Here is an 11,852-nt window from a genome sequence, read left to right on the forward strand (position 1 = left end):
CCTCGCCTCCCTCTCGTCGCAAGGACGGATCGGGGCGGAGCGCCGGTGATACATCTCAGCCGGAAAGCCACTGCTCCCGATCCTCCGGGAACCGGAGGATGCGGTGCAACGCCTCGGCGAGGCCCTCGCCGAAGGCGTTGAAGAAGAGCGGGCCGTCGTCGTCCGTGCTGGGGCCGCCGGGCCACCACCGCTCGACCGCCAGCAGGTCGTCGAGCAGGTGCGGCGCGGTCTCCTCGTCGGCCGCCGCGACGACCGCCTCGAGCACCGCCGGACGGCCCCGCGGCACGGCGGCGTCGAGCGCGGGCCGCGGCCGGGTCCGCGGGGCGGGGGCCGGCTCGTCCTGCCGGTCGGTCGTGTAGACGGCCAGGCAGGCGTCCTGGCGCCCGCGCCGGTTCCAGTCGATCGCGGTGTCGGGGGCCGGCTCGATCGCCACCGGCAGCCGGTCCGGGAGCGGGACCCGCGCGGCGGCGCGGGCCAGCGCCGCGGTGATATTGCAGTCGGTGTGGTCGCCGTGACCGTGCGGGCCGCAGGCGGCCTCGACCGCGTGGCGGAGCAGGGTCGCCGCCGCGGGGCCGGAGGTGCACAGCACGAGCGCGGCGAAGGCGTGCGACCGGCGGCAGCCGTCGTCGATCTCGTGCGCCAGCCGCACCGCGGTCTCGACCGTCGCGGCCGGCACGTGCGCCGCGAGCGCCGCGAGGTCGCCCCGCGAGGACGGGCCCCTCCAGTCGTCGAGCCGGAGCTGCAGCAGCACGGCCGACCACAGCGCCAGCGGGTCGGTGTCGATGCCGTCGGTCAGGCGGCGCAGCTCGGGATGGCCCAGGTCGACCTGCCGGTGTGCCTCCGCCGCCGCCCGCGTCAGGTCCCGCCGCCGCGCACCGGACGCATGCGTCGCGAGGCTGCTCAGCGCCATGACCCGGCGCAGTGGCTCGGCGTCCGGCGGTACGAGGTCGCACAGCTCCGCCCGCAGGGCCGCCGGCACGTGCCGGACCAGGGAGACGATCAGGCCCGCGCGTACGTCCGGCCGGGTCACCGCCCGCAATGCCGCCACCACGTGATGGTGCCGCGCCTCGGGCAGCAGCGGCGCGAGCCGGACGAGCGCGGCGGCCCGCTGCTCCGGCGTGTCCAGGCGCACCAGCGACTCCAGTGCGTGGCGCACCAGGTCCGGCGGCAGATGTGGGGCGAGACGGTCCAGCACGTCGGCCTGCCTCGACCCCGGTGTCAGGGCGCACGCCCGGTCGACCTCGGCGGCGAGGAGCCGGTGCGGCAGGTACGGCGCGAGCTCGTCGAGCTTCCGCCCCGCGCACCGGGCGAACAGTGCGTCCCGTGCCGAGTCGTCCAGGTAGGGCAACGCGACCCCGGCCAGGCCGGCGTCGTCGACGGCGGCGACCGCCGCCACCCGCTCCGCGGTGGGCCGCGCGGCGAGCAGGACCGCGACCGCGGCGGTGCGCAGCGATCCTGCGCCGCGACCGGCCAGCACGGCGTCGAACCGGTCCGGGTCCGGGTCGGCCAGCGCCTCGAGGTACAGCCGGGAATCGGCCTGGGAAACCTCGCGGATCCGGGCCCGCAGCGGTGCCCGCAGCTCAGGCAGGTGCCGGGCCGCGACGGCAACCGGGTGCAGGTCCACGGTCAGCCAGTCCTCCCGGTCCAGCTCGGCGAGCAGCCGGTCGCGCACGAGGTCCGGGACGTGGCCGGCCAGCCGGGCCAAAATCCACAGCGCGTGCTTGGTGTCGTCGGCGGCGGCGTTCAGGGCGAGCGTGGCCATCCCGGCCGCGTCGGCGGCCAGCGGGACCAGTGACGCGTACACCCAGGCCCGGTCGGCCTCGTCGGACACCTCCGGCGCCGCGTCGGCCGCCCCGGCGACGAACCGCCGCCGCTCGTCGCTGCCCGGTTCCGTCAGGCGTGCGACGGCGGCCAGGACCCGTGTGCGGTCCCGCGGACCGGTGATCATGCCCGCGTACGTCCAGGCCTGCGCGAACGACCAGATGCCCACGCGGACGAGCGCGGCGACCAGCGGGGCCGGCACGCACCCGGCGAAGCTGACCAGGGAGGCCTGCATCAGCGCGTACCGCAGCTCCAGCGGGCGGCCCACGGCGCCGCGCCGGGCCCGGTCGAGGGTCGCGACGTAGTGGTCGGTCCAGCCGTTGCGGTCGTGGATCGCGAACCAGCGGTTGCGGGTGAACGCCGGACCGTCCGGCGTCTCGATCGCCAGGAGCGCGTGCAGGTCGTCGGCGCGGCCGGCGCGCTCCAGGTGGTACGCGAGACGGGTCACGCCGTACTCGTCGGTCTCGTCGACGCCGGGCAGGCCCGGCGCGAGGCCGCCCCAGCCGGCGAGATACCGGTCGGCCAGGCGTCCGTGCAGGGCCGGCAGACCTGCGCCGGCCTCGGCCTCGAGATAGCGGTACAGCAGCTCGTGCAGGGTGAACGTCCCGTCGGCGCCGCGGATCAGCAGCGACCGCGCCGCCAGCCGGAGCAGCATCGTGCTGGCCTGGTTGCCGCGCAGTCCCAGGGCCGACCACATCCGCAGCGCCGCCGCCTCCGGAACCAGGCCCTGGCCGGCGAAGACGGCGAGCGACAGGTAGGCATCTCGCTCCTGCTCGTCGAGCACCCGCACCCCGGCGGCGAGCGCGGCGAGCAGGGTCGGCTGCGGGTAGCCGGCGAACCGCTGGCGGAGCAGGTCGAGGTCGGCCTCGTCGAGCAGGGCGGCGACGTCGTTCCAGGGGTGCCCGTCGGCGACCATCGCCCCGCAGATCGCCAGCGCCAGCGGGAGTCCGCCGCAGTGGGCCAGCACCCGCTCGGCGGCAGGGGACTCGGCCTCGCTGCCGGAGTACCGCCGCAGCAGCGCCAGCGAGGCCGCCGGGTCGAAGTGGTCCAACGGGAAGCGTTGCGTGCGGTGCGGCAGCAGCGAGCGGTCGGTGGTGGTCACCAGCAGGGCGCTGTCCGGGCCGGTCACCGTGAACGCGTCGTCGTGGTCGGTCGACACCAGGTTGTCGAGCACGACCAGGCAGCGGAGGCGGCTGAGGCGGTGGCGGAGGAGGTCCGTCAGGTCGGCGCCGTCCGGGATCGACACGCCCAGGCGGGTCAGGAGGTCGCGCTGCCAGGCCCCGGCGGCCGGGGTGCGGCGGGCGTCGAGCCAGTGGACGCCGTCCGGGAAGTGCTCCTCGATCTCGGGGCGGCCGGCGATGTACTGCGCGGACAGCGTCTTGCCGGCGCCGCTCATGCCGGTCAACGCCACGATCCGGCGGCCGCCGTCAGCGGCGGGGCGGAGCAGGGCCGCCAGCGCCGGCTGCTCGACGGCAGGCCGCGGCAGGAACAGCTCCGTGAGGTACGGCACCGGCATCGACGCCGACCGTACCAGTCAGAGCAGGTCGGCGTCGTGGGCCAGGAGCGCCACCTGGACCCGGTTGTTCAGGTCGAGCTTGGTGAGCAGGCGGGACACGTGGCTCTTCACCGTGGGCACGCCCATGCCGAGGGCCTCGGCGATCTCCGCGTTCGACCAGCCGCGGCCGACGCCCAGGGCCACCTCGCGCTCGCGGTCGGTCAGCAGCGCCAGGCGGGCGCGGGCGGCGTCGCGGCGCGGTCCGGGGGCGTGGTCGACGAGCTGGCGGACCACCGCGGGCGACAGCGTGGCGGCGCCGGCGGCGACGGTCCGCACGGCGGCGATGATCTCGCGGGGCGGCGTGTCCTTGAGCAGGAAGCCGCTGGCGCCGCCGCGCAGCGCCTCCAGCACGTACTCGTCGGCGTGGAACGTCGTCAGCACGATCACGTGTGGCGGGCGGGCGCGGGACCGGAGGCGGCGGGTCGCGGTCAGGCCGTCGACGCCGGGCATGCGGATGTCCATCAGCACCACGTCGGGCCAGTGCGCGTCGACCATGGTCACCGCCTCGGCCCCGTCGCCGGCCTCGGCGACGACGTCGATGTCCGGCGAGCCGCCGACCATGATCCGCAGCCCGGTGCGCACCAGCGGATCGTCGTCCACGATCGCCAGCCGGATCATGCGCCCTCCGCTTCGCTCCGGACCGGTCATGCCGGCCACGGCAGCCAGGCCTCGAGCTGGAAGCTCTCACCCGTCATCCCGTACTGCACGCGCCCGCCCGCCAGCAGCAGCCGCTCACGGATGCCGACCAGCCCGACGCCGCCTGACGGTACGGCCGAATCCAATGCCGCACACGGATTGCTGACCTCCACCCGCAGCTCCCCGCCTGCGGCCCCGTCGACGAGGACCGACACCGGCGCGCCCGGCGCGTGCTTCCCGGCGTTCGTCAGCCCCTCCTGGACCACCCGGTAGGCGGTCCGCCCGAGCACCGCCGCCGGCCCGTCGAGCGGCACCCGGCACTCGTAGCCCACCGTCATCCCGTGCGCCCGGGCGCTGTCGACCAGCCGCGGCAGGTCGGGCAGGCCCGGCTGCGGCGGCTCCGGCCCGGCGGGCGCGTCGCGCAGCACCCGGATCACCGTCCGCAGCTCCTCGAGCGCCTCGTGCGCGCTGGTCCGGATGGTCGCGGCGGCGATCGCGATCTCCTCCGGCCGGGCGTCGGACCGCACCTCCAGTGCCCCCGCGTGCAGGCACAGCAGCGAGATCTTGTGGCCGAGCACGTCGTGCATCTCGCGGGCGATCCGGGCCCGCTCGGTCAGCCGCGCCTGCTCGACCCGCAGCTGCTGCTCCGCCTCCAGCCGCGTGGTGCGCTCGCGCAGCGCGCCGAGAAAGAGACCCCAGCCGATGGCGCCCGCGGCGGTCGCGGCCCGCATGACGAGGTCGACCCAGAGCGGGAACGGCGGCTCGTGCTGCAACAGGAAATAGACCACGGACGTTGCCACGTGGCCCGCCGCGAGGAGCAGCGGCACCCGCGCGGGCCGCCGGATCGTGACGGTCAGCAGCGCGACCAGGATCGGTCCGGTCGCCGTGACCGACACCGCGCCGAACGGCAGCAGCGCCAGGACCACCGCGACCGGGTGCCGCCGCCGGGCGACGAGCGCCGCCGCGCACGCGGTCCCGATGCCCACGTCGACCGGCCACGGAACGGCCGCGCCCGGGGATGTGGCGTCGCCGATGAGCACCATGAACGCGCCGTACAGCAGGGCCGCGCCGATCGCCAGCCCGTCGGCCACCCGGTCCCGGGCGGCCGACCCCGGGGGCACGAGCAGTCCGAACAGCATGGCCGCAGCCTACGTGGCGCCCCGTCGGCTGAGGACCTACCAAAGATGGAGGCCCGGCGTCCTCGGGCGGATGTGGCGCGCCGGCGCCGGGCGGCACGATCCCCGCCATGACCTACGTCCTCGTTCTGGCCGCGGCCTGGGGTGTCACGACGGCGCTGTGGATGCCGCGGGGGCCATTGACGACCGCCGAGGCCCTGACATCGATCGCTCTCAGCGCCGCCGTCGGCCTGGCCGCGGGCCGGCTGTGGCGCTCCCGCTGGACGCTGCTCGCCGCCCCGGCCGCGTTCCTGATCGCCCTCGAACTGGCTCGCATCCACGTTCGCGGCCCGTCGGTGGACGCGCCCCACGCGAGCGCGTTCGGGTTCGTGGCGTTGCTGGCGGGCCGGGGCGTGCACGGGCTGCTGTCCGTCTTCCCGATGCTGCTCTTCATCGTGTACGGCCGGGGCGTGGGCCGTCGGTGGAAGCGCGTCGTCACCGGTGTGGCGACGGCCGCGCTGGTCGTGCTCACCGCGCTGGTCGCGATACCGGCCCGCACCGCGCCACGGCCCGGTGGCGTCGCGGAGCTGACCACGATCCATGGCCTCAACGTGATGATCCGCGGCGTGGACCCGGCCCGCCCGGTCCTGCTGTTCCTCCCGGGCGCGCCGGGCGGCTCGGAGCTCGGCGCGATGCGTCGGCACCTGTCCGCGCTGGAGGACCACTTCGTGGTCGCCACCCTGGACCGCCGCGGCGCCGGCGCGTCCTACGCCGCGCTGGACGGGACGGTGACCATGGACGACGCGATCGCGGACACGGTGGCCGTGACGGACTACCTCCGCACCCGGTTCCACCAGGAGAAGATCTTCCTGCTGGGGCACTCGGGCGGCTCGCTGATCGGCGCCCTGACCGTCCACCGCCACCCCGAGCGCTACCGGTCGTACATCGGCGCGGGCCAGGCGGTCGACGTGGAGGCGAGCGACAAGCTCTTCTACGCGGACGTGCTGTCCTGGGCCCGCACGACGGGCCGCACCGCGCTGGAGCGCCGGCTGACCGACCAGGGCCCGCCGCCATGGAAGGACGTCTACGCCTATGAGCCGATCATGCTCAACGAGAATGCGGTGTACGGCCAGTCGACCGAGTTCGTCATCGATGTCCCCGAGTACACGCTGCTCCAGCAGGCCCACACACTGAACGCGGTGCTCGACACGTGGGCGGCGTACTACGCCCAGATCCAGGACGTGGACCTGCGCCGCGAGGTGCGATCGCTGGCGGTCCCGGCCTACTTCGTCCAGGGCACCAACGAGATGCGCGGCCTGGCGGTCCTCTTCGACGAGTGGTACGCGACGTTGGAGGCCCCGGAGAAGCACCTGGAGACGTTCGAGGGCGCCGGCCACCGGGCGATGTTCGAACAGCCGGACCACTTCGTGACCTTCATGGCGTCCGTCTCAGGCAGCTGACGCGGCGAGCCAGGTGCGGTCGGGGGTCAGCCAGCCGGCGGTGACGAAGCCGGCCTCCCGCACGGACGATCGGAGCTCCGGCTCGGTCAGGCGGCGCGCGGTGAAGGTGTGGTGCCACGTGCCCTCGCCGGTCGTGTAGTCCATCGTCGCGGTCAGCAGGGGGCCGTCGCGGCGGATGGAGTGCAGGCGGTACCGGATCCCGGCGCGCGTCGTGTCGAAGGGCTCCACCGTGTCGAACCAGGCCGGCGGGTGCCATTGCACGAGCAGGCGGGTCCCGTGGCGGCGGGCCGCGGCCAGCAGCGCCGAGCGGTCGGCCGGTGACGGGGTGTTGACCAGGTGGCTCGCCAGCAGGACGGCGTCGAACCGGCGGGCCAGGTCCAGGTGCTGAATCCGGGCGCACACCGTGTCCAGGTCCGCGGCGTGGGCGAGCATCTCCGGCGACTCGTCCACGCCCGTCACCGGATGGCCGAGCGCGGCCAGCGGGCGCAGGATGCGACCCGTGCCGCAGCCCAGCTCCAGCACGCTCGCCCGGGCCGGGATCGCCGCGTGCACGATCTCCGGCTCGCCGGCGGGCGGCAACAACGCATAGAAGTCGACCGGGCAGCCGTCCGGCGCGCGACCTTGTGGCCTTCTGGCCCCCATGCTACATTTCTCTCTGCGGACACAAGAAAGCCGTGGCGGTTCGGGATGACCCTCGAGCCGCCACGGCTCCCCGAGCAAACACATAGATCAGAGCAGGGCTACTCCAGTCAATATCAGTAGCTTGATCCACGCGGGCGACGCGAGCGACGCCTGCGTCGCAACCGTGATGAGACACATGAAAGAAAGGTAGGCCAACGACCCGCCGGTTTACCGGAAATACCCATCTCAAGGTCATATCGGTCCGCTCTCAGGGCGGTATCGCTCCGCTTTGGTGAATGCTTTGGTGAGTTAGGTGAGTTAAATCATTCACGCGCTCACGCAACGGTCGTAGCTCGGGCTCGTCCAGGTCCTCCATTAGCTCGCGCGCCTCGGCGCGGGCCGCCTCCGCCGCCGCTGAACGGCCCGATTCTGCCAACACGTCGGCAAGGATCGCGAGGGCCCGCACGCGACGTGCCGGGTCATCGATCGCCTCGCCGAGCGCCAGCGCCGCCCGGGCGGTGCGTTCGGCGTCTCGATGGCGGCCCAGCAGGAGCTCGGCGTCGGCGGCGGTGCTCAGGGTGTCGCAGCGCGCGGCCTCGTCGGGGGCGCGCTCGTGCAGGTCGAGGGCCAGTCGGCAGTGCCGCAGCGCCGTCTCGTGCTGAGCCGTCGCCAGGTGCAGCGTCGCCAGCGCACAGTGGGTGATCGCCTGGCCGCGCGGTGAGCCCAGCCGCTCCCGCAGCTCAAGTGCCTGGCGGTAGTGGTCGGCGGCCTGGTCGTAGCGGCCGGTCGCGCGGTGGGCATCGCCGAGCCGCTGCAGGGCGGCCGCCTCGGTGACCCGGTCGGCGCGGCCGCGGGCCATGCCGAGCACCTGACCCAGGAGGGTCGTTGCCGTGCCGACCTCGCCGAGGTGGAGGTGGACGGCCGCCATGTTGTGCAGCATGTAGGCGACCGTGTCCGGGTCGTCGACCGAACGGGCGAGCTGTAGCGCGGCGGCAAAGCTGTCCAGGGCTTGGCGGTGGTCGTGCAAGGCGAACCGCGCGGCGCCGTGGTTCGACATCGAGCCGATGCGGCCGATGGCATGGCCGTCACGCTCGGCCGCCGCCACCGCGATCGTCAGCATGTCCAGGACATCGGCGGGGCGGCCGCTGCGGTCCAGGATCTCGTACAGCACACCGGGGAGCTGCCAGGCCCGGCGGTGGCGGCCGTGGTCGGCGGCCCACCGGGTCAACGCCATGAGGTTCTCCCGCTCCGCCTCGCACCAGGCGAGCGCAGCCGCGTCGGCGGCAAAGGTAACCGGCACCAAGGACGTCGGCGCAGGCAGGTCGGGCACCGGCGGCGCCGCCGGCTCCAGGCACGCGGCCGCGTTCGCCGCCGTGAGCAGGGCCCAGTCGAGCAGCCGGTCGAGCGCCGCCTCGCGCTCCGGGGGCGGCACGTCGCGGACCGCCCGGTCGTGGGCGAACCGGCGGACGAGGTCGTGGAAGCGGTACCGCCGCACGCCCTCCTGCCCGATGAGGTGCGTACGGGTCAGCCCGTCCAGCAGCCGCTGCGCCTGCGGCACGGGCTCACCCAGTAGTGCGGCTGCCGCCTCGGTCGAGACGGTGCGGCCGGGATGGAGGCCGAGCAGCCGGAACAGCCGGGCGAGGCCCGGCCGGAGCGCGTCGTACGACCAGGCGAACACGACCGGCAGGCTCGCCTCCTCGTCGCCGTCGAGGTCGAGCAGCTGCCCGGCGAGGTCCCCGACGAGGTCGGCGATCGGCACGTACGGCCGCGCGGCGACGTGCTCGCCGATGATGCGGACCGCGAGCGGCAGCCCGCCCGACAGCCGGGCAAGTGCCCGGACTGCCGGAGCCTCCGCACCGGCCCGACCGGCGCCGACCATCCGCCCGAACAGCGTGACGCAGTTGGCGTCCGGCAGCGGCGGCACCGTGACGGTCCGCACACCGTGGCGGACCGTCAGGCCGGTCAGCCGGTCGCGGCTGGTGATCACGGTGAGGCAGGTGCTCGAGGTCGTCAGCAGCGGCAGCACGTGGTCGGAGTTGCGGACGTTGTCGAGGATGATCAGCACCCGGCGTCCGTTGAGCAGCCGGTTGAGCCGGTCGCGGCGCTGCTCGACGCCGGGCGGGATGCGGTCGGGCGGCACATCGAGGGCGCGCAGGAACCGGCCGAGGGCCTCGCCCGGATCGACCGGCGGCGCGGCACCGTAGGCATTGGCATCGAGGTAGAGGTGGCCGTCCGGGTACTGGTCGCGGCGCCGATGCGCCCAGTGGACCGCGAGCGTGGTCTTGCCGATGCCCGGCATGCCGCTGATCGCCACGACGTTCGCGCCGCCCGAGCCGCCGGTCAGCGCGTCCAGCTCGGCCAGCAACCCGGCGTGGCCGACGAAGTCGCCGACGTCAGTCGGCAGCTGCCGCGGGCCCGCGCCCGCGAACGGCGCAGGCGAGGTCGCGGGCGGCAGGCCGACCGACGTCTCCACCCGCATCTGCTGGCGGAAGCGGCGCCGGAACGTGGCCAGGAACGCGTGCGCGTCGTCGTGCTGGCCGGCGGCCGCGAGCGCCGTCACCCAGTGCCGGGCGAGGACCTCGTCGAGCTCGTTCGCCCGCACCAGCGGCTCCAGCAGCGCGAGGGCGGCCAGGTGCCGGCCGGTACTGAGCTGGCTCCCGGCCAGCGCTCTCTGCGCGTCGAGCAGTTCGTCGCGCACCTGTAGACGCAGCTGCTCCGAGCGAGCCGTGTGCAGGTCGGTCAGCGGCTCGTCGTGCCAGAGATCGAGCGCCTCCTCCAGCAGCTCGACGGCCGCCGCGTGGTCGCGCCGACCGGCCGCCGCCCGTGACGAGCGCACGAGCCGGCGGAAGCGGTGCAGGTCGACGAGCTCACGGTCGACGTCGAGGCGGTACCCATGCTGGCCGGGCAGACGCACCAGTGCGCGCGGCATCTCCACTCGGGTGAGGACCGCCCGCAACCGGCTCGCCATGGAGTACAGGCTGCCGCGATACTCATCCGGTTCGCCGCGGTCCCACAGATGCTCGACAATTGCATCGACGCTTACCGGACCGCCCGCGTGACACAGCAGCAGTGCGAGCATTCCCCGCTGTTTCGCGGTGCCCAGCGGAATTGGCCCGTCTGCCGTGTGCAGCGCGGTCGGGCCCAGGATGACGAAGCGCATTCGCCCCCCTCTTGGAGTCCCCTCTCCCCGGCTCCAGTGTGCTCCCGCGACGCAATTCCGGGAGAAGAAAAGCGTCGATGTTCGTGATCCGACAAATCGCATTCCAGCGGGTGCGCAAGTTACCGGCAATGCAACCGGCAACGGCTCGTCAACCGGCGGCCCGCACGCTCGGCTCGTCCACGTTTCCGGACCGAGGAGGCGAGCACGTGAACATGTGCGAGTGGCTGCCGACGCCTATGGAAATCGACGCCGACAGATGGCGGAGCCGACCGTGCAGACGCACGGTGCTGATGGTCGTGCACACGATGGCGAGCTGCCACCGGCTGCTCGACGTCGCGGGGTGCGTCGAGACCGACCCCCGGGTGCAGACGGTTTACACGGTCGCGCCGGACGCGTTCCGCCGCGGCGTGGCCGAGCGGCTGGCGGGGCTCGGCGCGCTGATCCTGCCCTGGGCCCAGGTCCGGCGGGAGCGGTTCGACCTGGCGGTCGCCGCTGCCTGGGGCGGCCTGCCGGAGCTGCACGCGCCGCTGCTGGTGATGGCGCACGGCGCCGGGCGCGGCAAACGGACCCGGCCGGCGGGGCGCGGCAACTCCGCGGCGCGCCCGGAGGTGTACGGGCTGGACGCGGCCCGGCTCGTCCGCGACGGCGAACTAGTGGCGTCGGCGCTGGCCCTCGCCCACGAGTCGGAGCGGGAGGTGCTGCGCCGGCAGTGTCCCGAGGCCCTGCCGACAACCGTGGTCGTGGGCGACCCATGCCTCGACCGGCTGCTCGCGAGCATCCCGGGGCGGCAGCGTTACCGTGACGCGCTCGGCCTCGCCGCGGACGAGCGCCTGCTGCTGGTCAGCTCGACATGGGGCCCCGACGGGCTCTTCGGTGCGGCGCCGGACCTCCTGCCGCGGCTCATGACGGAGGCCGCGCCGGCCGGGTACCGCGTCGCCGCCCTCCTCCACCCGGCGGTGTGGACGGCGCACGGCCACCGCCAGGTGCGGGCCTGGCTGCGCGACTGCCGGGCCGCCGGGCTGCTGCTGGCCGACCCGGCCGACGACTGGCGGATCCCGCTGCTAGCCGCGGACCGGGTACTCGGTGACCACGGCTCGGTGACCGCCTACGCCGCCGCGATCGGCGTCCCGACACTCCGGCACCCGACCGGACGGAACGCGATCGCCGCGGCCGGGTCGGTGTCCGGACGGCTCGACCGGCTCGACCCGGCCCGGCCGGTGCTGCCGCAGCTGGCCGCCGCCGACCGGCCCGACCAGGCGTCGGTGGTGGCGGCGCTGTCGTCGCGGCCCGGGCAGGCGCACCGCCTGCTCCGGCGCACGATGTACCGCCTGCTCGCCCTCGACGAGCCCGGCCGCCACCGCGGCCCGGACCCGGTGGAGTGTTAGGCCAGCGACAGCCGGGCCAGCCGGCGGCGCACGTGCTCCGCGCGCGTGATCGATCTCCCCGTCGGCCAGGTTGTCGTCGTCGCTCACGTCCGGCCACGG

Annotated in this window: 7 protein-coding genes; 2 read left to right on the forward strand and 5 right to left on the reverse strand. The window is 74.5% G+C overall.

Annotated elements, in window-relative coordinates; all coding sequences use genetic code 11:
• Positions 1-55: 55 nt before the first annotated feature.
• From ABZS66_RS30140 to ABZS66_RS30150, 3 genes are read right to left on the reverse strand one after another with little or no spacing between them, the layout of a single operon-like run.
• Complete coding sequence (locus ABZS66_RS30140) at positions 56-3,337, reverse strand: NB-ARC domain-containing protein (protein ID WP_354763492.1); 3,282 nt, start codon at positions 3,335-3,337, stop codon at positions 56-58.
• Between the two features lie 18 nt (positions 3,338-3,355).
• Positions 3,356-3,994: a response regulator transcription factor gene (locus ABZS66_RS30145; protein WP_354763494.1), complete on the reverse strand. Its 639-nt coding sequence runs from the start codon at positions 3,992-3,994 to the stop codon at positions 3,356-3,358.
• A gap of 26 nt (positions 3,995-4,020) precedes the next feature.
• Positions 4,021-5,151 (reverse strand): histidine kinase, encoded by a 1,131-nt coding sequence (locus ABZS66_RS30150; protein ID WP_354763496.1) that lies wholly within the window; start codon positions 5,149-5,151, stop codon positions 4,021-4,023.
• Between the two features lie 107 nt (positions 5,152-5,258).
• On the opposite strand from ABZS66_RS30150, the gene ABZS66_RS30155 reads away from it, so the two are divergent.
• Positions 5,259-6,587, forward strand: a complete 1,329-nt coding sequence (locus tag ABZS66_RS30155) for an alpha/beta hydrolase (protein WP_354763498.1) — start codon at positions 5,259-5,261, stop codon at positions 6,585-6,587.
• Here ABZS66_RS30155 and ABZS66_RS30160 read toward each other — a convergent pair.
• Both ABZS66_RS30160 and ABZS66_RS30165 read right to left on the reverse strand, forming a co-directional pair.
• The gene (locus tag ABZS66_RS30160; RefSeq protein ID WP_354763500.1) at positions 6,576-7,229 is read right to left on the reverse strand and encodes a class I SAM-dependent methyltransferase; all 654 of its coding nucleotides are present in this window, start codon (positions 7,227-7,229) and stop codon (positions 6,576-6,578) included. The two genes, ABZS66_RS30155 and ABZS66_RS30160, sit on opposite strands and share 12 nt — an antisense overlap.
• Before the next feature lie 247 nt (positions 7,230-7,476).
• Positions 7,477-10,176, reverse strand: coding sequence for a tetratricopeptide repeat protein (locus ABZS66_RS30165; protein WP_354763502.1), 2,700 nt, complete (start codon positions 10,174-10,176; stop codon positions 7,477-7,479).
• Positions 10,177-10,652: 476 nt separating this feature from the next.
• Here ABZS66_RS30165 and ABZS66_RS30170 point away from each other — a divergent pair, with 476 nt between their 5' ends.
• Positions 10,653-11,753 carry a hypothetical protein gene (locus tag ABZS66_RS30170; RefSeq protein WP_354763504.1) on the forward strand — a complete coding sequence of 367 codons (1,101 nt, stop codon included), beginning with the start codon at positions 10,653-10,655 and terminating at the stop codon, positions 11,751-11,753.
• The last annotated feature ends 99 nt before the right edge of the window (positions 11,754-11,852 follow it).

It is taken from the genome of Dactylosporangium sp. NPDC005572, assembly GCF_040605515.1.
GTDB lineage: Bacteria > Actinomycetota > Actinomycetes > Mycobacteriales > Micromonosporaceae > Dactylosporangium.